This window comes from Parabacteroides sp. D25 (assembly GCF_000307475.1).
GTDB classification, from domain to species: Bacteria; Bacteroidota; Bacteroidia; order Bacteroidales; family Tannerellaceae; genus Parabacteroides; species Parabacteroides distasonis.
In genome coordinates, this window is sequence record NZ_JH976502.1 from 791,199 (window position 1) to 818,077 (window position 26,879).

A 26,879-nucleotide genomic window follows, 5' to 3' on the forward strand; every position below is an offset into this window, starting at 1 on the left:
CGATACTAATATAGAAGGATATGAATTTTCGAAATAAATATGTGTTGGCGATCGATCAGGGAACCACTAGCTCCCGGGCTATCCTGTTTAATCATCAAGGAACTATTATTACGTTGGCTCAGAAACCATTCCAACAGTATTTCCCGAAACCGGGCTGGGTAGAGCACGACCCGAATGAGATTTGGTACACCCAATCGTCTGTCATCAAGGAGGCGATGGCAAAAGCGGATGTCACGGATAGCCATATCGCCTGTATCGGAATCGCTAACCAACGGGAGACTACCATCATCTGGGACCGGGAGACTGGCTTTCCCGTATACAACGCGATCGTATGGCAGGATCGCCGTACGGCGGATTATTGCGAGGAACTTAAATCGCAAGGCTGGGCGGAACGTATCCAGCAGAAGACCGGATTGGTGATCGACGCTTATTTCTCCGCCACGAAGATAAAATGGATATTGGATAACGTAAAGGGTATCCGGGAGCGTGCGGAGCGGGGAGAGCTATGCTTCGGTACGGTAGATACTTGGCTGGTTTGGAAACTTACCCGGGGCGCTCAATTCATTACGGATGTGACGAACGCTTCCCGTACCATGCTTTTCAATATCCGTACTTTGCAATGGGATCAAGAGTTATTGGACTTGTTTACGATACCTGCCTCGATGTTACCGCAAGTGAAAGCCTGTAGCGAGGTTTACTGCGAGACATCAACTCCTATTTTTAAGAAAGGCATCCCGGTATCCGGTATGGCCGGCGACCAACAGGCGGCTCTGTTCGGCCAGCTCTGCGTAGAGGATGGTATGATCAAGACAACCTACGGAACCGGCTGCTTTATGATCCTGAATACCGGCAAGGAACCCGTTCTTTCCCAGAATAACCTATTGACAACGATCGCATGGAAATTAGGGGATCAGACGACCTATGCGCTGGAAGGTAGTGTCTTTGTGGGAGGTGCCGTCGTTCAATGGTTGAGGGATGGGATCGGCTTGATTCCGAATGCCTCGATTACGGAGCAAATGGCGAAATCCGTCAGTGATAATGGGGGTGTTTATTTTGTGCCGGCGTTAACGGGTTTGGGTGCGCCGTATTGGGATCAATACGCACGTGGCGCTATTATCGGGATTACCCGCGGAACTACGGCGGCTCATTTAACCCGTGCGGCTTTGGAGGGCATCTGCTATCAAGTATATGATGTATTGATGGCCATGGAAAACGATATTCACGCCAAGCCGAAAGAGATTCGGGTAGATGGCGGTGCTATCGCTAATAACTTCTTGATGCAATTCCAGTCCGATATCTGCCGCTGTCCGGTCGTACGTCCGAATGTATTGGAGACGACTGCTTTGGGAGCCGCTTATTTGGCGGGCTTGGCGATCGGCTATTGGAAGGATATCGATGAACTGAAAGAACAATGGTGCTTGGATAAGGTCTTTAACCCACAAATGAAAGAGGATACCGCCCGTAAATTATTGAACGAATGGCATAAGGCGGTGGGGCGTTCTCAGAATTGGGCTGAATAATGAAAATCATCTTATAGGCAGATTAACAAGTTAACAAATTCTTAAATTATTATCTTATGTCTCCATTTTTAGCGGAATTATTAGGGACTATGCTCTTGATCCTGATGGGAGGAGGAGTTGTAGCGAATGTCTGTTTGTCGAAAACAAAAGGCAATGGAGCGGGCTGGATAGCGATAACGACCGCTTGGGCTTTAGGCGTATTTATCGGTGTTGTGGTAGCCGGCCCTTATAGTGGCGCACATTTGAATCCGGCGGTATCGATCGGCTTGGCGATCGGAGGGACTTTCCCTTGGTGTGATGTATGTACTTATATAGCCGGGCAAATGATAGGTGCCGCTTTGGGCGCTTTATTGGTCTGGCTGGTTTATAAGGATCACTTCAACGCTACGGATGATCCGGATGCGGAATTAGGCGTATTCTGTACGAGTCCTGCTATCAAAGATTATCCAATTAATTTCTTAGGTGAGATGATCGGTACGTTCGCCTTGATGTTTGTCGTATTTTTTATAACGGACGGAGAACTAACCTACGAAAGCAATAGTACCTTGCCGATAGGTTTAGGTTCGGTAGGTGCCATTCCGGTAGCGTTTACGGTCTGGGTAATCGGCCTTTCCTTAGGTGGAACTACCGGTTACGCGATTAACCCTGCCCGTGATTTAGCTCCCCGGTTCATACACTTTATTTTGCCGATCAAGGGAAAAGGCAGCAGCCATTGGGAGTATGCTTGGGTACCTGTTTTAGGGCCGATAGCTGGGGCCGCTATTGCCGGTATGCTCTATTATGTATTGAAATAATCTCTTGTATCATCCGGATCACTTTCGGAACCGCCGCTTTTACCTCGGGTGTCAGATCCATTCCGACCTCGTTGATATTGAGGGTGGAGATGACAATGAGATGGGTTTCCGGGAGATCGTCGGTCAGGATCATGGCGTCGATCATATCTTTTAGACCGATCTCGTGGGCGCTCATGAGCGGGGGAAAGTCGGTGGCGTAACGAGGTTGGATCAGACGGACGGTGCCCGGAAGGTTATTATCCAGCGTGGCATCGATCATGATGATACGGTCATATCCTTGCAGCCAACTTAATAAATGAAGCCCTCCCGTGCCCCCGTCCATCAAATGGACGTGAGCCGGGAGCTTCTCGTTTTCTAAAGCCTTGATAACGTGTATGCCTACACCTTCGTCTTTCAGCAATAAATTGCCTACTCCTAATACTAATGTTTCCTTCTCCGCTTTCATCCTTTTTTAGCGATCTTAGTGATAGTCTCGGCAGTCTCGGTTACCTCTTCTTTGTCCGCTATGTCTTCCTCGATAAACTTCCAGCCACCGATGATGGACGAAGTCTCGCCACGTTGCTCGATATAGTCATGATAAAATACCAGATAAATATGAACGATAGCGAAAAGGATGAAGAACCACATCAGGAAATGATGAATCTGGCGAGCCATCAAATCCCCGCCCATCAAGGGAACTGTCCATGCGAACAGTTGCGGGAAGAAGGACTGGCTCATCTTCGCGTACAGGCCGAATCCTGTGATACTTTGTAACAAAAATGCCCAGAAAGTTCCGAAATAAATCAAGCTAGCCAAGGCGTTATGCCCGATACTGTCTACCGGTTTGTTCTTAATCATCAAGATATCTACCTTGATCACCTCCAATACCTCTTTCCATTGGGATTTCTTTAAAGGGATGAAGTTATTCCATCTGGCATAACGATTCCCGACGAATCCCCAATAAAGCCGGAATACGAAATTGAAGAAGAATACGAACGCTGTTACGAAATGGATAAACCGAACCACGCCGAACCAATAGCTGAAATAAGCCTCCGAAGCGGACATGATTGCGGGAGGATCGGCGATGATAAAGCCTGTCACGCAGAGTATGACGATACAGAGCGCATTCACCCAATGATAGATACGTACGGGTAATTCCCATACATACACTTCTCTTAAACGTTTCTTACGACTCTTCATGGCTCTATTGTTTTTTAGAATGTATCAACTTGGTGCACATATTTTCCTTCCTCGTCATACAGATGCACGGCACAAGCCAGACAAGGATCGAAAGAGTGGATCGTCCGAAGAATCTCTAGGGGTTGCTTCGGATCGTATATCGGCGTACCGATCAAAGCGGATTCGTAGGCGGACAATACGCCGTTCTCATCCCTCGGTGAGGCGTTCCAAGTAGTAGGCACTACCATCTGGTAGTTCTTTACCCGGTTCTTGTCGATCACGATAAAATGGGCTAATGCTCCACGGGGAGCTTCGGCCAATCCTACGCCTTGCTCATGATCGGGCCAGTTCTCCCGTTCCCATTCGGCACTGTTTGCCATCCGGGAATCCCCGTTCTCGAGGTTCTTGATCAATTGGTTGAAAAACTCAAGGGCCCAGTCTGCTGCCATTCTACATTCCAATCCACGAGCGGCGGTACGTCCTAGGGTAGAGAATAAAGCATCTACCGGTAAGTCAAGCTGACGTAAAGTCTCGTCTACGATACTCTTTTGAGGTTCCTTCCCTGCGGCGTAAGCTACGATCAAACGGGCTAACGGACCCACTTCCATTGGTTCCTGTTTCCACCGTGGCGTCTTGATCCAACTATATTTATCCTCTACGTCCAATAACTTATAGGGGGGACGAGGGCCAGTATATTCCAGATGGGTCTCTCCCTCGTAGGGATGCAAACCGGCTTTGTCTCCTTGCGTGTATTTATACCATGAATGATAAATGTACTCCTTGATTTCTTCCGGGGAGTTAGCGTCTACGGGATGTACCTTGCTAAGGTCACGATCCAAGACGATTCCTCTGGGGATCTTATAACTTTCCACTTCCCCGAGATCGAACACCGGGTAGTCTCCGTAAGACAAATAGTTTCGTACGCCTCCGCCAATCTTACTCCATTTGTCTTTATAGACGTTGGCGATCATCAATAAATCTGGGATATACACTTGATTAATGAAAGTTTTCGCCTCCTCTAGTTTCTGCTTTACCAGAGCGAGTCGATCTGCGTTGATCGCATTGGCCTCATTTAAGTCGATGCTGCAAGGCATACCGCCTACGATATAGTTTGGATGCGGATTCTTGCCCCCGAACACAGCGTGTACCTTGACGACCTCTTTCTGCCATTCCAATGCGTCCAGATAATGGACGGTAGCGATAAGGTTCTGTTCCGGCGTAAGTTTATAGTCCGGATGTCCCCAATACCCATTGGCGAATATACCAAGCTGCCCGCTGGCAACGAACTTCTTTAGTCGTTCTTGAGTGGCGGTGAAATACCCCTCGGTATTCTTTGCCCATGGAGAAAGTTGCTGGGCAAGTAAAGCGGCGGCTTTTGGATCGGCTTTTAAGGCGGATACCACATCTACCCAATCCAATGCATGCAATTGATAGAAATGCACCGTATGGTCATGCATGTACAATACGGCTTGCATGATATTACGAACCATACTGGCGTTGGGAGGGATCACGATACCCCGTGCGTTCTCGACCGCCCGTACCGAGGCAAGCGAGTGGATGGAAGTACATACGCCGCAAACACGGCCTACGAAAGCCCATACATCCCGGGGATCCCGGTCTTTTACGATATTCTCGATGCCCCGCACCATAGTACCCGAGCTATAAGCGTTCTTGATCGTGCCACCTTCTATTTCAGCCTCTACCCGCAGGTGGCCTTCTATACGGGTAATGGGGTCTATGACAATTCTTTCTGACATGATAGTAGTGTTTTATTAGATCGTAGATTTACTTTCCGGCTCATCATTGTCGATAAGCTCTTTTTTCCGTATGTTAGTTGCTACGGCATGTACGGCGATACCGGCGGCGGTAGCGGCTCCTAGAGCCAGACCGATCTGATCCGCCGTGGCCTCGATACCGAATCCGTGTATATCGGGCATACGTTTATAGAACGGGCTGTTGTCCCAGAAATTCTCCTCGCTGCAACCCAAACAGGGGTGACCGCTCTGGATCGGGTAACTGGTGCCCTCGTTCCATTTGATGATACCGCACGAGTTATAGGTGCTCGGACCTTTGCATCCCACTTTATACAAGCAGTAGCCATGCTTGGCGTTCTCATCGTCGAAGCTCTCCACGAACAAGCCGGCGTCGAAATTCGCACGGCGGTAGCACGTATCATGTACCCGGCGTGAGTAGAACATCTTCGGACGGCCCAATCCATCCAATTGCGGCATGCGTTCGAAAGTCAACATATAAATAATGACACCCGCCATCACGTCGGCGATCGGAGGACAGCCTTGTACATTAATAATAGGTTTACCTTTGATGACTTTATGAATACCTTTAGCGCCGGTAGGATTCGGGTTCGCCGCTTGCACGCAACCGGCGGAAGCGCAGTTGCCCCAAGCGATGATCGCTTTAGCTCCTGCGGCGGCCTCTTCGGTGATCTGCAAGGCACTCTTGCCGCCTACGCAACAATAAGCCTCGTCCTTGGTAGGTAGCGACCCCTCGATCATCAGTAGATAATTGCCGTAATACTTTTTCATGGTCTCTTCCTTAGCGGCCTCGGCCTGTTCGCCGGCGGCGGCCATCAGCGTCTCGGTATAGTCTAGGGAAATCTTGTCTAACAACAAGGTCGCCACGATCGGGTGGGCGGCACGGATAAACGATTCGGTACAACAGGTACATTCCTGTAGGTGTAGCCAGATGATCGGAAGGCGGGGTTTCGTCTCCAAGGCATTTACTACCTGTGCCACTCCCGAAGCCTCCAATCCCATAAGGGCGGCCATGGTGGTACAGAACTTCAGGAAGTCCCGGCGGGAGATGCCTTTCTGACGGCACTCTTCGTAAACGGACGGTCTTTTATTTTCCATATCTCAGCAATTAAGTATTCTAACAAATACGGGGGAGTTGTTCCCCGCTTAGCATATCGATGATCCGGTAGTTACCGTATAATGTCTTCATCTTGACCCGGGCTTGCTCTCCGCTTTGCTTGGTGATACGACCGATAACGGTCGCTTGCCTGCTCTCCTCGAAACCTCTCATAAGGGGTAACGCTTGTTCCGCACGGCTTTCCGGCAGGATCACAAGAACTAATCCTTCGTTCGCTATATAGAGCGGGTCTAATCCTAGCATCTCGGATGCGGCACGTACCGCTTCAGGAATAGGCAGGGCGTCTTCGTCCAGCAGGATATCCACACCAGCGTCTTGGGCGATCTCGTTGAGGGTTCCGCTTACGCCACCTCGGGTGGGATCACGTAAGACATGTACCTCTCCTATAGTATGTAACAGCTCAGAAATCATAATGTTTAGCGAAGCGGTATCACTTTTTAGATCCGTCTCGAATCCCAAGCTTTCCCGTGCGGAAAGGATCGTGATACCATGTAGACCAATCGGGCCGCTACAAATGACGACATCGCCGGGAGTGGCTTGGTCTGGGGCGATTCGTATGCCCGGAGGGACGATCCCGATCCCACTGGTGTTGATAAACAATTTATCGCACTTGCCCCGTTCCACCACTTTTGTGTCCCCGGCTACGATCTGTACGCCGGCACGCTCCGCCGCACGTTTCATGGATTGTACGATACGCTGAAGATCTGCTAGAGGCAAGCCCTCTTCCAGTATAAACCCGGCGGTCAGATACAAAGGACGGGCACCGCAACAAGCCAGATCGTTAACGGTCCCGTTGATCGCCAGATCACCGATATCTCCTCCGGGGAAAAAGATCGGGTCTACCACGAAGGAGTCGGTAGAGTAGGCCAGTCGCCCTTCTTCCATAAGAAACACGCATCCGTCATGATCCTGCTCCAATAATGGGTTCCGGAAAGCCGGATAAAATACTTGGCTGATCAGTTGGTGTGTCATGCGTCCTCCCCCTCCGTGCGCCAGTAGCACACGGTCTGAGTCGGTAAAAGGAATCGGGCAATTCAAGTGTATATCCATATCTTTCTATTTATATCTATAATAAGCGGCACAAACCCCTTCCGAGGAGACCATCGGGGCTCCCAGCGGATGGGTGGGATGGCAGGCCTTCCCGAAATGGGGACAGTCCGAGGGTTGTCTCAAACCTCTCATAATCAGTCCGGCGATACATTCGGATGCGATCCGGTTTTCTTCCGGACACAATTGAAATCTCATTCGGGAGGAATATCTTTTATATTCGGACCGAAGTTGAAGCCCGCTGGAGGGGATGATTCCGATGCCCCGCCAGTCTTGGTCGCAAGGTTCCAGCATCTCGTCCATAAGTTGGCGGGCGGCGGCATTCCCTTGCTCGGGAACGGCCCGTTTGTAAGCGTTCTCTACCTCATAACTTCCGGCTTCCAACTGGGAGACACAGCGATAAATGCCATATAATAGATCTACCGGCTCGAATCCGGTGACGACCATCGGGATTTTATAGTGGGCGGCTAATCGGTGATAGGCCCTGTTGCCTGTGATGGCGCAGACATGTCCGGCTGTCAGGAAGCCATTCACTTTGCTTTCCGGATCTGATAAGATAGCCTCGATAGCGGGTGGTACCGTGAATAAGGAAGTCAATATGGAAAAGTTCGGAAGTCCTCGGCGTATGGCCTCTTTCAAAGCCATGAGGTGGACAGGTGCGGTCGTCTCAAAACCAATTGCGAAGAATACGATTTCCTTATCCGGGTTCTCCTCGGCCAGTGATAGGGCATCCAAGGGCGTATATAGCATACGGATATCCGCTCCTCTCGCTTTTACGCTCAATAAATCCTCCTTACTTCCCGGAACTCGCATCATATCCCCGAAAGAGGCTAAGATCACATTCGGCTGTGTCGCCAACTTCAAGGCGTAGTCGATTGTCTCGACCGGTGTTACACAGACCGGGCAACCCGGCCCATGGAGTAGTTGAAGATCCGGCGGCAACATCTCTTCCAGCCGATAACGGGCGATAGCATGTGTTTGCCCGCCACAAATCTCCATGATATACCAAGGTCGTGTCACCTTTTTGCGGATGGCCTCCAGAAGAGTTTGTACCTTCTCGTTGCTTCTATATTCGTCTACGAAACGCACTTTTGTAATTCTTTAAGGTCTTTCAGTGTTTCCTCCGCTTCTTTCTCATCTACAACAGATATAGCGATCCCTGCGTGAGCGAGGATATAATCCCCCTGTTTCACATCCACCCATTCAATACATATATTCTTTAGGATGCCTCCGAAATCAACTTTAGCCATGGTCATTTCGGGGATGCTTCGATCGATTGAGATAATCTTTCCGGGTACCGCTAAACACATATCGTTTCAATTTATTTAGTAACCTCAAAGATACTTAATATGTTTAAGAGGGAAAGATAAAATTGATAAATATTATTTATAAGATGATAGATAATATCTCTTTAGTAAATACGATAGTCGATTCGTGTCTGATTAGACATTTATTCCTATATTTGTGCTATGGCGAAGAATAAAGTATATGCGTTGATTATTCAAGGCTTGGTTCAAGGGGTTGGTTTTCGCCCTTTTATCTACCGGATCGCTAAAGATCTGGGGATGAAAGGTTGTGTGGAGAATATGAATAATGGAGTACGTATATTGGTTGCCGCTACTCCGGATGATCGGGATTTGCTGATAAGTCGTATACGGACCGAGCATCCTCGTGTCGCTTATATCCATCGGATCTCCTATACATCTACGGAAATGGATGAAGATGATTTTGACGATTTTACGATTACGCCCAGCCATTCAGAATCGGATGAGGTCACGCAGGTCTCCCCGGATATCGCTGTTTGTGCGGATTGTATGCGAGACCGGACTACGCAACCCCATCGAATCGGATATCCTTTTATTAATTGTACGCATTGTGGCCCTCGTTTCTCTATTATCCGGGACCTTCCTTACGACCGTTCGCAGACAACGATGGGCGGTTTCCTTATGTGTCCCGATTGTGAGAAAGAATATACGAATGTTATCGATCGCCGTTTCCATGCCCAACCGGTCGCTTGCAATCATTGTGGCCCGACTTATTACGCGACTTATAACGAGGAGACTTATATCGATTATGAGACCTTATTGAAACTTACCTCTCGTCTATTGCTTGGTGGAGAGGTTATTGCGGCTAAAGGAATCGGAGGCTATCATTTGATTTGTGATGCCTCGAACGAGAGAGCGGTTGCCCGTCTGCGAGAGATAAAGCAGCGGGATACCAAACCATTCGCTGTTATGTTCCGTGATCTGGAACATTTGCAAGTCTATACGGCAACGGAGCCGATGGAGGAGCGATGCCTCGTCTCTTGGCGCCGTCCGATCGTGCTGCTGAGGCAACGGAGCCGGTTAGCTTCCGGAATCAATCCGGGCATGCATACGCTAGGATGTATGTTGTCTTATATGCCGATTCATTACGATTGGTTTGCTCGTACAGGGATACCTGCGTTGGTAATGACCAGCGGGAATCTAAGCGATTTGCCGATAGCGATCACCCCAGAGGATGCGGAGGCGCAATTAGCGGGAAAGGTAGCGATCCTCTTGCATCATAATCGCCCGATCCATAACCGGGTAGATGATTCTGTGTTGCAGGTCTGCGGAGGACAACCCTGCTTGATCCGTCGTTCCCGAGGCTATGTGCCGGAACCCTTTTTCACGGATACAAATGTGGAAGGGATCATGGCTTTCGGTGCGGAGAAAGTGAACACGTTCGCTTTGGGAAAAGGAGAGACGATCCTGCAAAGTCAATATATTGGCGACTTAAAGAACTGGGAGACTTTCCGGTTCTATACGGAATCTATGGAGCGGTTTCGTCATTTGTTTCGTTTCAATCTCCAGCGATTGGTTTGTGATCTGCATCCGGATTATCTTTCCAGCCAAGAGGCGGAACGTATCTCGAAATCTCTTTCCTTACCTTTATTAAAGGTACAACATCATCATGCTCATGCCGCTGCTTGTATGTTGGAGCATGGATTGAATGAGCCGGTTCTCGCTATCGTGATGGATGGGACAGGTCTGGGTGATGATGGTAAGGTTTGGGGAGGCGAGTTCTTCTTTTGTGACCGAGCGAAATACCGTCGCCTTTCCCATTTTGAGTATGTCCCGTTACCGGGAGGCGACAAGGCGGCTGAGGAGCCATGGCGAATGGTTGTCGCCTATTTGTGGCATTATTTCAAGGACGAACCGTCGGGTATTCCTTATCCGGCCGATTTCGTGGAACGCATAGGCACGGAAAGGATCGCTATGCTTGAACGAATGATGGAGAAAGGTGTGAATACACCCTATACATCCAGCGCTGGCCGGCTGTTTGATGCGGTAGCTTCTTTATTGGGGATTTGCGATGTCTCCAGCCACCAAGCGGAGGCTCCGGTCTTATTGGAGCAGGCGGCGATGGGAGAGAGGAACGCTTATGCGTATCCAGTCTCGGCGGAGGGAGAGGAAATCTCTTTTTATTCTTTGTTTGAGGCATTATTGCATGATAAGACGAACGAGGTCCCGGTGAGCTTGATATCCGCCCGTTTCCATACGACATTGGCTTCCTTGTTTGTGCAGAAAGCCCGCTTGTTGATTAAACGGACGAAAGCGACACAAGTGGTTATCTCGGGAGGATGTTTCCAGAATAAATTATTGACGGAGTCGATGAGGAGACAGTTCATCATGGCTGGGGTCCCCGTCTATATTCCGTCTCGTATACCTTGTAACGATGGGGGGATAGCCGTGGGGCAATTAACGATCGCCTCGGTGACTCCCTTTTAAAAGAGATCAGATATGCATGAGTTGTCTATAGCCCGTAGCATCGTGGAGCTGGTCGAGGAACAAGCGGATAACCGGGGAGCCTCGGTGGTCGAAGAGTTGGAGTTAGAGATAGGACATTTGTCCGGCGTAGAGATCCAAACCTTAGAGTTCGCATTGGATAGCGCCATAAAAGGTAGCAAGCTGGAAAAGGCCCGGATTATCCGTCATTATATTGAGGGGGAAGGACAGTGTAGCGACTGTGAGACCATTTTCCCAATGAACGCCTTGTTTTCCCCTTGTCCCCATTGTGGCTCCTATTTAGTTAAAATCCTTAAAGGGAAGGAACTTCGGGTGAAGTCGATTGTTATTAAAAAGGAATGATATATTAATGAAATAAAAACTTAAATACTATGTGCGGAACTTGCGGATGCGGAGAGCATCATCACCATCACGATCATACGCATGAGCATTCTCATGGCCATGAACATCATCACCATCCTGATGAAGGGATCGTAATCAATCTGGAACAAGATATACTTCAACGTAACAACTTATTGGCGGAGCGAAACCGGGGATATTTCGAGGCTAAGAACCTGTTCTGCCTGAACTTGATGAGTTCGCCCGGATCCGGTAAGACAACTTTGCTGGAAGAGACGATCCGCCGTTTGAAAGCGAAGCGACCGATCTATGTGATAGAAGGTGATCAACAAACCTCAAACGATGCCGACCGTATAGCGGCGTTGGAGATTCCCGTGTTTCAGGTAAATACCGGTACCGGCTGTCATTTGGAAGCCGACATGGTCAATCATGCCGTTAAGCATCTGAATCCGAAGGAGGGAGCGATCCTTTTTATAGAGAATGTCGGCAATCTGGTCTGTCCGGCCATGTTCGATCTCGGAGAGTCCAAGAAAGTCGTTATCGTGAGTACGACGGAGGGGGATGATAAACCGTTGAAATACCCACATATCTTTCAGGAGGCAGATATCTGCGTAATCAACAAGATTGATCTGGCTCCTTATCTGAATACAAAAGTGGAAGTGCTTCGGGAAAACGCCTTGAAGGTAAATCACCATCTCCAGATATTCGAGGTATCCGCCACGAAAGGAGACGGGATGGATGCATGGTGTGACTGGTTGCAGACAGAGAGTGCAAAGTGTAAATAAATACCACGGGTTTTAATGAATAAATGGAGAAAAAAACTATATTTGCTCCCATTCATTGAATCTAACTAATCAAAATGTTATGATTAACCGAGAATTGATTAATCCTCAAAGCATCGTAGTGGTGGGAGGTTCCAACAACGTACATAAACCGGGCGGTCGTATCGTGCGAAACCTGTTGGATGGAAAATATAAAGGAGAATTATGTGTGGTAAACGCCAAGGAGACAGACGTGCAAGGCGTCAAGTCTTATCCTTCTGTACATGATATCCCGGAGACGGAGTTGGCGATCATCTCGATTCCGAGTAAATCGTGCCCCGAGGTGATGGAAGTGCTGGCCCGGCAAAAGGGGGTAAAAGCTTTTATCGTGATCTCAGCCGGTTTCGGCGAGGAGACACACGAAGGCGGTATCTTGGAACAACAGATGCTGGATGTCGTGAATGAGGCGGGAGCTTCCTTGATCGGCCCGAACTGTATCGGGTTGATGAATATGAATTATCATGGCGTGTTTACGCAACCGATACCGGAATTCCATCCCGATGGCGTGGATTTCATCTCTAGCTCCGGCGGTACGGCCTTGTTCATTATCGAGTCGGCGCTGACAAAAGGGCTGCGTTTCTCTTCTGTTTGGTCGGTTGGAAACTCCAAGCAGAATGGAGTAGAGGATATCCTTGAATATATGGATCGGAACTTTGATCCGGTATTGGATTCCAAGATCAAGATGTTGTATATCGAGCAAATCAAGCAACCGGATAAATTGTTGTATCATGCGTCTTCCTTGATACGTAAGGGATGCAAGATCGCCGCTATCAAGGCGGGAAGTACGGAGTCGGGAAAGCGAGCTGCCTCTTCGCATACGGGCGCTATCGCTAGTTCGGACTCTGCCGTGGAGGCTTTGTTCCGTAAGGCGGGTATCGTGCGTTGTTTTAGCCGTGAGGAATTGACTACCGTGGCGAGTATCTTTACCTTGAAAGACGTGAAAGGGAAGAATTGTGCGATCGTGACACATGCCGGAGGGCCTGCGGTAATGTTGGCGGACGCTTTATCCAAGGGGCGTTTGAATGTTCCTAGTTTGGAAGGCCCTATCGCTGATGAGTTGAAATCCAAACTGTATCCGGGTGCCGCTGTCGGTAATCCGATTGATATTATCGGTACGGGGACACCGGAACATTTGGCTACAGCCATCGATTTCTGTGAGAATCGTTTCGATAATGTGGATTTGATGATGGTCATCTTCGGTAGTCCCGGTTTGGTAAAACTTTATGATACCTACGAGGTACTTCATAAAAAGATGGAAGAGTGCAAGAAGCCGATCTTCCCGATATTACCGTCTATCGTAACGGCCGGACCGGAAGTGAAGAGCTTTGTCAAGAAAGGCCATGTGAACTTCTCGGACGAGGTGACATTGGGTACTGCCCTTTCACGGGTGATCAATACGCCGAAACCGATGAGCACGGATATCCAGCTATATGGCGTGGATGTACCGGAAGTTCGTCGTATCATAGATCGGTTGCCGGGTAGCGGTTATTTAAATCCGGAGGAAGTGCGTACATTGTTGCGTGCCGCTAATATCCCGTTAGTGGAGGAATATGCTTCGGATGATAGGGATGCGTTGCTGGCTTTTGCCAAGAAGGTGAAATATCCGGTGGTAGCCAAGGTTGTAGGGCCTGTGCATAAGAGCGATATCGGTGGTGTGGCCTTGAATATCCGTGGAGAAGAGCATTTATTGTTCGAGTATGAACGTATGATGCGTCTGCCGGGTGTTACGGGCATCATGGTACAACCGATGTTGAAAGGACAGGAATTATTCTTGGGAGCTAAATATGAGGATCGTTTCGGCCATGTGGTACTTTGCGGGTTGGGTGGAATCTTCGTGGAGGTATTGAAAGATGTGTCTTATGGTTTGGCTCCGTTGTCATACGATGAGACTTATTCAATGATTCGTTCTTTGAGAGGGTATCCGATCATTAAAGGTACACGTGGGCAAAAGGGTATCGACGAGCAACAATATGCGGACATTATCGTTCGCCTCTCTACCTTATTGCGTTTTGCCAGCGAGATAAAGGAAATGGATATAAATCCGTTGGTGGCTACGGATAGAGGCTTGTTCGCTGTAGACGCCCGTATCCGTATAGAGAAATAAAAAAACAAGCTCCTTTCACTACTGAATGCTAATATACTTAGCAGAGGTGAAAGGAGCTTTTCTTATTTTTTAGTCTTCTTCTTTTTCTTATCGGGAAGATACTCTTTCAGAAAGCGTTTGAAGCTACTTAACGATACATTGTATTTCTCCGCTATCTGAGCGTAAGTCAAGCTCGGGTCTTTCAAGTCTTTCTCGATTTGTTCCTTATAAGGCTCCAAGCGTCCCATTTGTTGACTACCTTTCGGACGGCCCAGCACCACACCTTTACTTCTGATCAAGGCAAGGGCTTCCTTCGTACGGATAGAGACCAGCTTTCGCTCGATCTCAGAGACCAGACCGAAGGTAAAGGCCAAAGTCTTACTGTCGATATTATCCTCGAACACATATCCGTCGCTTACGCTACGGAGCGTTACCTTTCGCTCTATACAAAGCAAAATGATATGGATGATCTCGATCATCTTACGGCTCACACGGGATATATCGGACACAAGTATCTCATCCCCGGGACTTAAAGATTTGACAATACTTTCCAGTCTGCGGTTCGCACGAGGACTATTTCCCACCTCTTTAGCCCACTTCCTGATCTCTATCTTCTGAGATTCTGCAAATTCCCGGATCACAGCTTCTTGGACCTCGGAGTTTTGCTTATTGTTATATGTTCGGATAAAAGCAATTGTCATAATGTATATATTTAATTATCTCCTTTTAATAACAGATCGACTTACGATAAGTTCAAATATGACAAATATATGAAACACTTTAATTCGGTTGGCTTAAAAACAAAAAAACCAACTAATAAATTTATTAGTTGGCTCTTTGCGGAAGCGGGGGGATTCGAACCCCCGGTACCCTAACGAGTACGTCAGTTTAGCAAACTGGTGGTTTCAGCCACTCACCCACACTTCCTTGTGTGTTCTGTGCTTCTTCCTTAGAATTGCGATGCAAAGGTAGAACTATAATTTTAAATAAACAAGGCTTTGCACATCATTTTTTTCGAAAAAAGATACTACTTTTGTGCCTTATTCTGATATTCAATAGATTATTCATGGATTTGAACAAACAAATTTTATCGAGGCGTCCGATAATTATCGCCTTGATAGCGATTCTCGTTGTTTTGATAGGCGGTGGAGGCTTTTGGGTGTACCGTTTGGCTTGGGCTCCGAATTTTAAGCCGGATAAGACGGTCTATGTCTATATAGATGATAAAAAGGATTTTGATGATCTTTGCCGGCAGTTGAGTGATTCGGCGAACTGTCTCCGTATCGGTAGCTTTAAGCAATTGAGTGGATTGTTGAAGTATCCTGCGTCCATGCGTACCGGTCGATACGCCGTGAAGCCCGGCATGAGTAATTTAACCTTATTGAATGACTTGCGGAGAGGACATCAAGTAGCGACCCGGGTTACTTTTAATAATATCCGTTTCAAGGAAGATTTGGCGGAACGTATAAGTGATCAATTGATGTTCGGGAAGGAAAATCTCCTGCGTCTATTGAATGATTCCGTGTATTGCGACTCTTTAGGTTTTACCCCGGAAACGATCCATGCCCTTTTCATTCCTAATACCTATGAGATTTATTGGAATATATCCGCGGATAAATTTATACGTCGCATGAAGCGTGAATATGACGCTTTCTGGACACCGGAACGATTGAAAAAGGCAGAGGAGATCGGGCTTACTCCAGTTGAGGTATCTATCTTGGCTTCTATCGTAGAAGAGGAGACGGCGGCATCGGACGAATATCCAATCGTGGCGGGTCTTTATATCAACCGCCTTCGTGCCGGTATTCCTTTACAGGCGGACCCTACCGTAAAGTTTGCGGTGGGGGATTTTTCTTTGCAACGTATCTTATTTGAGCATTTGGAAATAGATTCTCCCTATAATACCTATAAATATGCGGGCCTACCTCCCGGTCCTCTACGGATTCCTACTATCAAGGGCTTGAATAGCGTATTGAATCATACGAAACATAAATACTTATACATGTGCGCTAAGGAGGATTTCTCGGGACGGCATAATTTCGCCGTGACGTTGGCGGAGCATAACCGCAATGCCAACCGGTATCGGGCGGAGTTGAATAGGCGCCGGATACGGTAATGGATCTAGTATAAATCATAAGTCTCTCATTCTAAATTGAACATTTTTCATTACCTTTGGCAGCTAAATAGTGTGAATAGTCAATATTAAGAAAACAGATACACATGGAAAAACATTTATTTTTGGGGGACGAGGCCATAGCGCAAGCCGCTATAGACGCTGGTATCTCCGGGGTGTACGCATACCCGGGAACCCCTTCTACTGAAATCACAGAATATATCCAAGGTTCTCCGGTAACGAAGGAAAGAGGTATCCATTGTCGCTGGAGCGCGAATGAGAAAACCGCCATGGAAGCCGCTTTGGGTATGTGCTATGCCGGTAAACGTGCGCTTTGCTGCATGAAGCACGTGGGTTTGAATGTAGCCGCCGATTGCTTTATGAACGCCGCTATGAGCGGTATCAACGGAGGTATGATCATCCTTACGGCCGACGACCCATCCATGCACTCTTCCCAGAATGAGCAAGACAACCGTGTTTATGGCAATTTCGCCATGATCCCGATGTTTGAGCCATCCAGCCAGCAAGAGGCTTATGATATGGTATATCATGGATTCGAGTTATCCGAGAAATTAGGGTATCCTATCTTGCTGCGTGTAACGACCCGTATGGCGCATTCTCGTGCCGGTGTCGTAACCAGTCCGTTGAAGCCGGAGAACCGGATGAATTGTCCGGAAGACGGTCGCCAACGTTTTATCTTACTCCCGGCATTGGCCCGTAAACGTTTCAAGAGTTTGCTGGCGTCTCAAGAGGCTTTCACGGAAGCTTCCGAGAATTCCGCATATAATAAGTATTTCGATGCCCCGAATAAAGACTTGGGTATCATCACGACGGGTATCGCTTTCAATTATCTTTCCGAGAATTATCCGGACGGTTTCGAGCATCCCGTATTGAAGATCTCCCAGTATCCGCTTCCGAGAAAGCAAATCGAGAAGATCGTTGGCGAGTGTAAGGAGATCTTGGTGCTGGAAGAGGGATATCCGGTTGTGGAGGAGCAATTGAAGGGTTTCTTGGGGAAGGGAGTGACGGTTCATGGCCGTCTGGACGGTACGCTTCAGCGTGACGGCGAGCTTACGCCAGATGCGGTAGGCAAAGCCTTGGGTAAGGAGATCCAGAGCTATTATGCGATCCCCGAGGTGGTTGAGCAACGTCCGCCCGCATTGTGCCAAGGTTGTGGACACCGGGATATGTATGAGGCCTTGAACGAGGTGATCGCCGAGTATAACGGTACGGCTAAGGTGTTTGGCGATATCGGCTGTTATACCTTGGGAGCTTTGCCTCCTTTCCGTGCGATCGATTCTTGTATCGATATGGGGGCCTCTATCACGATGGCGAAGGGTGCTTCCGACGCGGGTGTATTCCCGGCTATCTCCGTGATCGGCGATTCTACGTTTACCCATTCCGGTATGACTGGTTTGCTGGATTGCGTGAACGAGAACACGAATATCACCATCGTTATCTCCGATAATGAGACAACGGCCATGACCGGAGGGCAGGATTCCGCCGGAACGGGACGTCTGGAATCTATCTGCGCCGGTATCGGTGTGGACCCGGCTCACATCCGTGTGATGGTTCCTTTAAAAAAGAACTTCGAGGAGATGAAGTCTATCATCCGTGAGGAAATCGAGTACAAGGGCGTATCCGTATTGATCCCCCGCCGTGAGTGTATCCAGACATTAACCAGAAAGAAAAAAGCAAGCAAGAAATGAAAACAGATATTATACTATCAGGTGTAGGAGGACAGGGTATCCTTTCTATCGCCGCCGTTATTGGAGATGCCGCCTTAAAAGAAGGTCTGTATATGAAGCAAGCGGAAGTACACGGTATGAGTCAACGGGGGGGAGACGTGCAGTCTAACCTGCGTCTTTCCGACGAGCCGATCGCCTCGGACTTGATCCCGAAGGGCCACGCCGATTTGATCATCTCCTTGGAACCGATGGAGAGCTTGCGTTATCTGCCTTACCTGAAGAAAGAGGGTTGGCTGGTGACGAACTCCCGTCCGTTCGTGAACATCCCGAACTATCCGGAGATCGAGAAAGTGAACGCCGAGTTGGACAAACTCCCTCACAAGGTCGTATTGGACGTGGAGGAGATCGCCAAGGAAGCGGGTTCTGTCCGTGCCGCCAATATCGTGATGCTGGGGGCTGCTACCCCATTTATCGGGATCGAGTATGATAAGATCGAGGCGGGAATCCGTCAGATATTCGGTCGTAAGGGCGAGGATATAGTTAATATGAACCTAAAGGCGTTGAAAGCCGGTTATGACTTAGCGCAAAGTCTGCGGTAAATCTTTTTCCGGGTTTGCATGATATCAGCGTACGTGACATCTCCGGGTTTCACGTACGTTTTTTTTAACATCTAACCCCCTAGAACTTTTAGAAGAGCTGTCGAGGGGTAGGTACGGCACCGTAGAACTTTCGTAAGCCTTAGAATTATGCGGTTTGATGAGAATTTTAATGTATCTTTGTCGCTGAATCCTAAACGAGAAATGATTAAGGTTATGAAGAAGTATTTATTGGTTAGTTTACTAGCGTTATTGGCTTTCGTAGGCAAAGCTCAGGAGGATAATTCCGATATCGTGAAGGTCGGTGATACTATGCCGTCATTTACGATTGTTTCCGACAACGGGAGTAAGTTGCAGTCCGCTTCGTTGAAGGGAAAAGTGATCCTCGTGAATTTTTTCGCCACTTGGTGTCCTCCTTGCCAAAAAGAATTGGCCGCTGTCCAACAAACCCTCTGGCCGAAATACAAGAACAACAAGGACTTCGTTCTCTTGGTGATCGGGCGTGAGCATTCCGATGCCGATCTACAGAAATATAACGAGAAAAAAGGCTTCGATTTTCCATTGTATCCCGATAAGGACCGGGCTATTTTCGGCGCTTTCGCCAAGAACTTGATCCCTCGTGGCTATTTGGTCGGAAAAGACGGGAAGATCATTTATACGAGCAAAGGCTATACCGACGAGGAATTTGCTGAGTTAATGACTAAAATAGAGGGTGCGTTAAAATAAGAATCATGAAATATAGTAACATACATTTAATTTATTTTTCTCCGACACACACGTCCGCCAAGATCGTTTACGCGATAGCGGAAGGAATGGGTGCCACTTCGATGTCCGAGTCGGATGTCACTTGTGAGAGTCTGGATATGGAAGAGTATATTGATGATGAGCTGACGATTATAGCCGCTCCTGTATACGGTGGCCGTGTGGCGGAGACTGCCATGGAACGTTTTCGCATGTTCCGTTCTGCCCACCATGCGCCGGTAGTCCCCGTGGTATTGTATGGGAACCGGGATTATGAGGATGCTTTGAAAGAGCTCTGTGATTTAGTGTCGGAGCAGGGGTTCGTACCTGTGGCTGCCGGAGCGTTTATCGGTGAGCATTCTTTCAGCCGCAAGGGGATGCCCATTGCTGAGGGGCGTCCGGACGAGTCGGATCTTAAGCAGGCTACGGAATTCGGGAAAAAGATTATCGAGGAGCTGGAGAAGGTTTCCTGCATGGAATGCTTGTCCGCCTTGGAGGTGAAAGGTAATTTCCCGTATCGGGTGAAAGGCCCTTCCACTCCTCAAGCTCCTGTTACGGATAACGATTTATGTACGCAATGTGAGTATTGCGTGGATGTGTGTCCTACACATGCGATATCCTTGGCAGACGAGGGTATGTATAGCGACCCGAACCTATGTATCAAATGTTGCGCCTGCGTGAAAGAGTGTCCCGAGGGCGCACGTACTTTCGATACTCCTTACACGGCGATGCTCCATAAGAACTTTAGCGCACGCCGGGAGCCGGAGATATTCTTCTAATGGAGGACCGGGTATCCGGTATATTGTGAGGGAAAGCGTCAAAAGGCAAAAGTTCTTTTGGCGCTTTCTCTTTTTTTGTACCTTTGTTCGGATCGTTAATCTCAAATAATACCGTGTTTGTATGAAAACCTATTTATTCCTTTTGCTTTTTGTGTTTCAAGCCTTCTCCCTTTCCTCCCAGATTAGCCTGAAAGGGTATAATCAGGAGAAGATCGATCCTTCTCTTTTCGAGGGACGATGGAAAGCCCGTTGGATCTCCTACCCGGGTGAGGCTCCGAATGTATATGGGGTCTATCATTTTCGTAAATCGTTCGATCTGGAGGTGGTTCCTTCCCGGTTTATCGTCCATGTTTCCGCCGATAACCGTTATAAATTATATGTAAACGGGAAATTGGTATCCTTGGGCCCGGCCCGTGGGGATATCTATAACTGGAGTTTCGAGACGGTGGATCTGGCTCCTTATCTGAGGAAAGGGAAGAATACGCTGGCCTCCGTTGTCTGGAATTATGCCGAGCGTAAACCTGTCGCCCAGATCAGTTACGATCAGACGGGTTTTATCCTGCAAGGCAATACGGGGCATGAGGCGGTGGTAAATACGGATACCACTTGGGTCTGCCTGCGTAATAAGGCGTATGCTCCTTGGACCGAATGGCAGGTATTGGGGTATTACGTGGCTGGCCCGGGCGAGGAACTGGAAGCCTCCGCTTATCCTTGGGGCTGGGAACAACCGGATTACGACGACAGGAAATGGGAGAAGGCCGTACGGGGCATGGAGGGTGCCACGAAAGGATCGAGAGATTACCCGGGACGGTTGCTGGTTCCTAGCCCGATACCTCCGATGGACAGCCGGATCGAGCGTCTGGCCAAGCTCCGCCGGTCGGAAGGGATCGAATGCCCGCAAGGATTTCCTTACTGGCCAAAAGCTTTGACGATCCCGGCGAATACGGAGGTCCGCTTGCTTCTGGATAATGATTACCTGACGACGGGTTATTTCTCCTTAGCCTTCAGCAAAGGAAAGGAGGCCGAGATCCATATCGGTTATTCGGAAGCCCTCTATAAGCAAGAAGAGGAATCGACCACTAAATCGTATGCGTTGAATGGCAAGGGACATCGGGACGAGTTGACGGATAAGCAGTTTATCGGGTACGGGGATAAGATACTGGCTGATGGGGGAGATAATCGTCTCTTCACGTCCCTGTGGTGGCGTACATGGAGATATGTGGAGTTGAAAGTGAAGACGGCTTCCGAGCCTTTGGTGATCGAGGATATGTATGGGACTTTCTCTGCCTATCCTTTCCGTAACGAGACCACTTTCTCCGCTCCGGGACATGAGGAGCTGGGCCGTATGCTCGAGATAGGATGGCGTACCGCCCGTCTGTGCGCCAATGAGACGTATATGGACTGCCCGTATTACGAGCAACTGCAATATTTCGGGGATACACGCATACAGGCAATGATTTCCATGTATAATACATCAGACCCTTATATGGTGAAGAATGCCATAGAGCAAGGACGGCAGTCCATGGTGGCGGAAGGGATTACGATGAGCCGATATCCGTCTAGCGTACATCAGTTTATATCCTCGTTCTCTCTCTGGTGGATTTGTATGGGGCACGATTATTGGATGTACCGTGGGGATGAGGCATACATGAAGACCTTGCTTCCCGCTTACCGTCAGGTTTTGTCGTGGTACGAGCAATGGTTGAAGCCGGATTATAGTTTGTCGTACGTTCCTCATTGGTTCTTCGTGGATTGGGCGGCCGGTTTTGATTATGGCGAGCCGATACGGGAGAAAGAGGGAAACTCGGCGCTCCAAGATTTGATGTATATAATGACCTTGGAGTTTGCGGTGGAGATGGAACAAGCGATCGGCCTCCCTGCCATGGCGGATCATTACCGGAAGATCGCTATCGAGATGCGTAAGACGATCCGCCCGAAATATTGGGACGCTGACCGTAATCTATTCGCCGATACGCAGGATCATCGCGGCTATTCCCAGCATGTGAACGCCTTGGCGATCTTGACTGGGGTTACGAAAGGGGAGGAGGCCGTAAAGGTGATGAACCAAACCTTGGCGGATACGAGCTTGATCCAGTGTACAATCTATTTCCGTTATTACTTGAATCAAGCGTTGAAAGTTTCCGGTTTAGGGGATCAGTTCTTGGATAACTTACAAATATGGCGGGATCAGATGGCGTTGGGATTGACCACATGGGCAGAGATGCCGGAGCCATCTCGTTCTGATTGCCATGCTTGGGGAGCCAGTCCGAATATCGAGTTTTACCGGATCTTGTTGGGGATAGATAGCGATGCTCCCGGATTTAGGAAGATACGGATCGCTCCGTCTTTGGGAAAACTGAAGGAGGTTTCCGGTACGATCCCACATCCGCTTGGAAGCGTGACCGCCGCTTATAAATTGGATGAGAGAGGTGAGGGAACCGCCCGTCTGGTCTTGCCGGAAGGTACTACGGGTATATTTATCTGGGATGGAAAAGAAATCCCGTTGAAACCGGGCGAACAGGTTATTTCGTTATCTTTGCGTCATTAATCTATCTAAAATCCTGATATGAGACGAGTTTATTCAATTGCCTTATTGCTGCTGGTCGCTCTCGGTCTGTCGGCGACAACGAAGGAAGTAAAGTTGAAATTAGTGGAAACCAGTGATATCCATGGAAACTTCTTCCCGTATAATTTTATCGAGCAGCGGGAGTGGGGAGGAAGTCTGGCACGGGTATATTCGTTCGTGCAAGAAGAACGCCGGGCGTATGGCGATAACCTTTTGCTATTGGATAATGGCGATATCTTGCAAGGACAACCTTCGGCGTATTATTATAATTTCATGGATACGGTCTCTACGCATATAGCTTCCGCCATGATGAATTATATGGGGTACAATGCGGGAAATATGGGTAACCATGATGTAGAGGCTGGCCATGCCGTTTTCGATCGTTGGATCAAACAATGTGATTTCCCAATCTTGGGTGCCAATATTATCCGTACCTCCGACCGGGAGACCTATTTAAAGCCCTATGAGGTATTTGAGCGTGACGGTGTGAAGATCGTTGTACTGGGGATGATTACTCCGGCTATTCCTGTATGGTTGCCGGAGACTCTGTGGCAAGGTCTTTATTTCGCCGATATGGAAGAGACGGCCCGTAAATGGATGAAGATCATTCAGGAGAAGGAGAAGCCGGATGTTGTGGTAGGTATCTTTCATGCGGGAAACGAGGCTCGTACCATGTCTGGCCAGTACCGTGAGGATGCGTCGATGGAGGTTGCCCAGCGCATTCCGGGCTTCGATGTGGTTATGATGGGGCATGATCATCGCCGGTATTGTGGTAAGGTGGCGAATATCGAGGGAGATTCCGTGTTACTGATAAATCCGGCAAGTAATGGGCGTGTAGTCGGTTCCGTTGATGTCGTGTTAAAGATGGAGCATGGAAAGGTTTTGGACAAACAAGTATCGGGTGTTTTGACGGATGTGGATAAGTTGGAGCCTAGCGAAGAGTTTATGGAGAAATTCGCTCCGCAATACAAAGCGGTGAATGATTTTGTCTCCGAGAAGGTGGGAACTTTTACGGAGAGTATCGCGACCCGTCCCGCTTACTTTGGGCCATCCGCTTTTATTGATTTTATTCACTCTTTACAATTGGAGTTGACTGGTGCGGACGTCTCTTTTGCCGCCCCGTTATCCTTTGACGCAAAAATAGATAAAGGGGATATCACGATCAGCGATATGTTCAGTCTTTACAAATATGAGAATATGCTTTATACGATGAATTTGACGGGAGCCGAGATCAAAGGCTTCTTGGAGGAATCGTACGCTATGTGGACCAACCGGATGAAATCTCCGGACGATCATCTCTTATTATTGAAAGAGAGAAAGAAAGGACAGGAGAATTACGCTTCGTTCGTCAACTTCAGTTTTAACTTTGACTCTGCGGCCGGTATCATTTACACCGTGGATGTAACGAAACCCAAGGGCGAGAAGATCACGATCTTGAAAATGGCGGATGGTAAGCCTTTCGACGAGAATAAAACGTATAAGGTAGCTCTCAACTCTTACCGGGGTAACGGAGGAGGCGAGCTATTGACGAAAGGGGCCGGCATTCCCCAAGACGAGTTAAAGAGCCGTATCATTCATTCGACCGATAAAGACCTCCGTTATTATATGATTCAATATATAAAGGAAAAGGGCGTACTTAGCCCACAACCTTTAAACCAATGGCAGATGATCCCTCTGGATTGGACGAGACCGGCGGCTGAACGGGATTGTAAGTATCTTTTCGGAGAATGAGTTTCCGTCCTTGAAGTGTCTGGTTTGCGATAGTATCTCAATGGGAAACGGTGGTAAAGTCAATGGAATAGAGATGGTTTCTCAATGACTTTACGGCCGTGTCCCATTGACTTTTTTGTATCCCGTATTAGGGATGTTGCTGATAGGTTAGGGCGCAAGGGGCGCATCTTTACGTATGTTTCTAAAACTTTTTCTGTAAATAACGTTTATACCCCTCTTGTCTGTAGAGTGATGTAAATATTATTTTTCTAAAAATGTTTCTTTGAAAGCGTAAAGATGCGCCTTTTGCGCCCTAGGATTTTTACCGGGGAATTTTCCTGATGCCTTAACATGTGGATATACAGTTGTTTGTGTGGTTCTTCCCTCTTCGGCTTTTTGGGTCTTTGGGGGGGCGATATAATGGGTCCTTACCCACGTTTACGTGATCCGAAAGCACTAAAACCAAGTGCATTTCGCATGATTTCATGAGCTAAAAGCCGTTTTTTCTGTGTGATTTCCTATCGGGGCCAAGATCGTTTTTGTCGTTTTCATACGTGCAAATGTACTCGTGGAGCACTTGTTTTAAGTGCACGTGGTGACACGTGAGGCCACGTGGTGGGCCACGTGAGCCGAGAATGGATATCGACGTATTACTAATGTACGCGATCCCCCTCGTGAAAAAAACTTGAAAAATAATACCGGAAAAGTTTGGAGGTTATGTTTTATAACACTACTTTTGCACCCGCATTCGAGAGAGAACGCCGGTACAAAATGATGAAACAAACTTTTAGAAAAAAAAGTTCCGGAATAATTTGGAAGTTTAAAATAAAAGTCCTTATCTTTGCAGCCACGTTCGTAAAACGAAAGCGACAAAAGAGTTCTTTGAGAGATTTACATAATTCAACAAGTAGTACAAGTATTAGGAGAAGAAATTTTCCGGATCGATACCGTCAATAGAGTATGACTTTGGACTACGATAAACGGATTCCGGAGCGAGGATATGATAAAACAATTTAAACAACGAAGAGTTTGATCCTGGCTCAGGATGAACGCTAGCGACAGGCTTAACACATGCAAGTCGAGGGGCAGCAGAGGTAGCAATACCCGCCGGCGACCGGCGCACGGGTGAGTAACGCGTATGCAACTTGCCTATCAGAGGGGGATAACCCGGCGAAAGTCGGACTAATACCGCATGAAGCAGGGATCCCGCATGGGAATATTTGCTAAAGATTCATCGCTGATAGATAGGCATGCGTTCCATTAGGCAGTTGGCGGGGTAACGGCCCACCAAACCGACGATGGATAGGGGTTCTGAGAGGAAGGTCCCCCACATTGGTACTGAGACACGGACCAAACTCCTACGGGAGGCAGCAGTGAGGAATATTGGTCAATGGGCGAGAGCCTGAACCAGCCAAGTCGCGTGAGGGATGAAGGTTCTATGGATCGTAAACCTCTTTTATAAGGGAATAAAGTGCGGGACGTGTCCCGTTTTGTATGTACCTTATGAATAAGGATCGGCTAACTCCGTGCCAGCAGCCGCGGTAATACGGAGGATCCGAGCGTTATCCGGATTTATTGGGTTTAAAGGGTGCGTAGGCGGCCCCTTAAGTCAGCGGTGAAAGTCTGTGGCTCAACCATAGAATTGCCGTTGAAACTGGGAGGCTTGAGTATGTTTGAGGCAGGTGGAATGCGTGGTGTAGCGGTGAAATGCATAGATATCACGCAGAACCCCGATTGCGAAGGCAGCCTGCCAAGCCATTACTGACGCTGATGCACGAAAGCGTGGGGATCAAACAGGATTAGATACCCTGGTAGTCCACGCAGTAAACGATGATCACTAGCTGTTTGCGATACACTGTAAGCGGCACAGCGAAAGCGTTAAGTGATCCACCTGGGGAGTACGCCGGCAACGGTGAAACTCAAAGGAATTGACGGGGGCCCGCACAAGCGGAGGAACATGTGGTTTAATTCGATGATACGCGAGGAACCTTACCCGGGTTTGAACGCATTTCGACAGCTCTGGAAACAGAGTCTCTAGCGATAGCGATTTGCGAGGTGCTGCATGGTTGTCGTCAGCTCGTGCCGTGAGGTGTCGGCTTAAGTGCCATAACGAGCGCAACCCTTGCCACTAGTTACTAACAGGTAAAGCTGAGGACTCTGGTGGGACTGCCAGCGTAAGCTGCGAGGAAGGCGGGGATGACGTCAAATCAGCACGGCCCTTACATCCGGGGCGACACACGTGTTACAATGGCGTGGACAAAGGGA

Annotated in this window: 21 protein-coding genes, 1 tRNA gene and 1 rRNA gene; 14 read left to right on the top strand and 9 right to left on the bottom strand. The window is 48.4% G+C overall.

What is annotated here, in order from left to right; translation table 11 throughout:
* The first annotated feature begins 20 nt into the window (after window positions 1–20).
* Together glpK and HMPREF0999_RS10400 are read left to right on the top strand one after the other, a co-directional pair.
* Complete coding sequence (glpK, locus tag HMPREF0999_RS10395) at window positions 21–1,520, top strand: glycerol kinase GlpK (RefSeq protein WP_008773317.1); 1,500 nt, start codon at window positions 21–23, stop codon at window positions 1,518–1,520.
* A 56-nt stretch (window positions 1,521–1,576) separates the two neighbouring features.
* Window positions 1,577–2,314, top strand: a complete 738-nt coding sequence (locus HMPREF0999_RS10400; protein WP_005855011.1) for an MIP/aquaporin family protein — start codon at window positions 1,577–1,579, stop codon at window positions 2,312–2,314.
* On the opposite strand, the gene HMPREF0999_RS10405 is transcribed toward HMPREF0999_RS10400, so the two are convergent.
* From HMPREF0999_RS10405 to HMPREF0999_RS10435, 7 genes are read right to left on the bottom strand one after another with little or no spacing between them, the layout of a single operon-like run.
* Entirely contained in the window at window positions 2,280–2,759 is a 480-nt protein-coding gene (locus HMPREF0999_RS10405; protein WP_008780248.1) for a hydrogenase maturation protease, read from the bottom strand. The two genes, HMPREF0999_RS10400 and HMPREF0999_RS10405, sit on opposite strands and share 35 nt — an antisense overlap.
* Complete coding sequence (gene cybH / locus HMPREF0999_RS10410) at window positions 2,756–3,493, bottom strand: Ni/Fe-hydrogenase, b-type cytochrome subunit (protein WP_008773316.1); 738 nt, start codon at window positions 3,491–3,493, stop codon at window positions 2,756–2,758. Before cybH ends, HMPREF0999_RS10405 begins: the two co-directional genes overlap by 4 nt.
* A gap of 14 nt (window positions 3,494–3,507) precedes the next feature.
* Entirely contained in the window at window positions 3,508–5,229 is a 1,722-nt protein-coding gene (locus tag HMPREF0999_RS10415) for a nickel-dependent hydrogenase large subunit (RefSeq protein ID WP_005855015.1), read from the bottom strand.
* A gap of 15 nt (window positions 5,230–5,244) precedes the next feature.
* A complete protein-coding gene (locus tag HMPREF0999_RS10420; RefSeq protein ID WP_005855017.1) occupies window positions 5,245–6,342 on the bottom strand; it encodes a hydrogenase small subunit in 1,098 nt (365 codons plus the stop codon).
* A 19-nt stretch (window positions 6,343–6,361) separates the two neighbouring features.
* A complete protein-coding gene (gene hypE, locus HMPREF0999_RS10425; protein WP_009275903.1) occupies window positions 6,362–7,411 on the bottom strand; it encodes a hydrogenase expression/formation protein HypE in 1,050 nt (349 codons plus the stop codon).
* A gap of 6 nt (window positions 7,412–7,417) precedes the next feature.
* Window positions 7,418–8,497 carry a hydrogenase formation protein HypD gene (gene hypD, locus HMPREF0999_RS10430; RefSeq protein ID WP_009275904.1) on the bottom strand — a complete coding sequence of 360 codons (1,080 nt, stop codon included), beginning with the start codon at window positions 8,495–8,497 and terminating at the stop codon, window positions 7,418–7,420.
* Entirely contained in the window at window positions 8,485–8,718 is a 234-nt protein-coding gene (locus HMPREF0999_RS10435) for a HypC/HybG/HupF family hydrogenase formation chaperone (RefSeq protein WP_005865048.1), read from the bottom strand. The genes hypD and HMPREF0999_RS10435 overlap by 13 nt, the downstream gene beginning before the upstream one ends.
* Window positions 8,719–8,877: 159 nt before the next feature.
* Here HMPREF0999_RS10435 and hypF point away from each other — a divergent pair, with 159 nt between their 5' ends.
* The 4 genes from hypF (at window position 8,878) to HMPREF0999_RS10455 (ending at window position 14,442) form a co-directional block, all read left to right on the top strand.
* Complete coding sequence (gene hypF / locus HMPREF0999_RS10440; protein ID WP_005855025.1) at window positions 8,878–11,160, top strand: carbamoyltransferase HypF; 2,283 nt, start codon at window positions 8,878–8,880, stop codon at window positions 11,158–11,160.
* A gap of 12 nt (window positions 11,161–11,172) precedes the next feature.
* Window positions 11,173–11,520 (top strand): hydrogenase maturation nickel metallochaperone HypA, encoded by a 348-nt coding sequence (gene hypA / locus HMPREF0999_RS10445; protein ID WP_005855027.1) that lies wholly within the window; start codon window positions 11,173–11,175, stop codon window positions 11,518–11,520.
* A 29-nt stretch (window positions 11,521–11,549) separates the two neighbouring features.
* Window positions 11,550–12,302, top strand: a complete 753-nt coding sequence (gene hypB, locus HMPREF0999_RS10450) for a hydrogenase nickel incorporation protein HypB (protein WP_005865052.1) — start codon at window positions 11,550–11,552, stop codon at window positions 12,300–12,302.
* Window positions 12,303–12,381: 79 nt separating this feature from the next.
* Window positions 12,382–14,442 carry an acetate--CoA ligase family protein gene (locus tag HMPREF0999_RS10455; RefSeq protein WP_005855031.1) on the top strand — a complete coding sequence of 687 codons (2,061 nt, stop codon included), beginning with the start codon at window positions 12,382–12,384 and terminating at the stop codon, window positions 14,440–14,442.
* A gap of 62 nt (window positions 14,443–14,504) precedes the next feature.
* On the opposite strand, the gene HMPREF0999_RS10460 is transcribed toward HMPREF0999_RS10455, so the two are convergent.
* Complete coding sequence (locus HMPREF0999_RS10460) at window positions 14,505–15,122, bottom strand: recombinase family protein (RefSeq protein ID WP_009275905.1); 618 nt, start codon at window positions 15,120–15,122, stop codon at window positions 14,505–14,507.
* A gap of 139 nt (window positions 15,123–15,261) precedes the next feature.
* Window positions 15,262–15,348 (bottom strand) — tRNA-Ser (locus HMPREF0999_RS10465).
* Between the two features lie 139 nt (window positions 15,349–15,487).
* On the opposite strand from HMPREF0999_RS10465, the gene mltG reads away from it, so the two are divergent.
* The 8 genes from mltG to HMPREF0999_RS10510 form a co-directional block, all read left to right on the top strand.
* Window positions 15,488–16,537 carry an endolytic transglycosylase MltG gene (gene mltG, locus HMPREF0999_RS10470; RefSeq protein WP_009018288.1) on the top strand — a complete coding sequence of 350 codons (1,050 nt, stop codon included), beginning with the start codon at window positions 15,488–15,490 and terminating at the stop codon, window positions 16,535–16,537.
* 104 nt (window positions 16,538–16,641) lie between these two features.
* The gene (locus tag HMPREF0999_RS10475) at window positions 16,642–18,243 is read left to right on the top strand and encodes a thiamine pyrophosphate-dependent enzyme (RefSeq protein ID WP_009275906.1); all 1,602 of its coding nucleotides are present in this window, start codon (window positions 16,642–16,644) and stop codon (window positions 18,241–18,243) included.
* On the top strand, window positions 18,240–18,821 hold the full coding sequence (locus HMPREF0999_RS10480; protein ID WP_009275907.1) for an indolepyruvate oxidoreductase subunit beta: 582 nt from the start codon (window positions 18,240–18,242) through the stop codon (window positions 18,819–18,821). The genes HMPREF0999_RS10475 and HMPREF0999_RS10480 overlap by 4 nt, the downstream gene beginning before the upstream one ends.
* 213 nt (window positions 18,822–19,034) lie before the next feature.
* On the top strand, window positions 19,035–19,544 hold the full coding sequence (locus tag HMPREF0999_RS10485; protein WP_029257199.1) for a TlpA family protein disulfide reductase: 510 nt from the start codon (window positions 19,035–19,037) through the stop codon (window positions 19,542–19,544).
* Window positions 19,545–19,549: 5 nt separating this feature from the next.
* Window positions 19,550–20,338 (top strand): 4Fe-4S binding protein, encoded by a 789-nt coding sequence (locus HMPREF0999_RS10490; protein ID WP_009275908.1) that lies wholly within the window; start codon window positions 19,550–19,552, stop codon window positions 20,336–20,338.
* Window positions 20,339–20,459: 121 nt separating this feature from the next.
* Window positions 20,460–22,886: an alpha-L-rhamnosidase N-terminal domain-containing protein gene (locus HMPREF0999_RS10495; protein ID WP_009275909.1), complete on the top strand. Its 2,427-nt coding sequence runs from the start codon at window positions 20,460–20,462 to the stop codon at window positions 22,884–22,886.
* Between the two features lie 18 nt (window positions 22,887–22,904).
* Entirely contained in the window at window positions 22,905–24,635 is a 1,731-nt protein-coding gene (locus HMPREF0999_RS10500; RefSeq protein ID WP_009275910.1) for a bifunctional metallophosphatase/5'-nucleotidase, read from the top strand.
* A gap of 996 nt (window positions 24,636–25,631) precedes the next feature.
* A 16S ribosomal RNA gene (locus HMPREF0999_RS10510) occupies window positions 25,632–26,879 on the top strand; the annotation flags it as partial.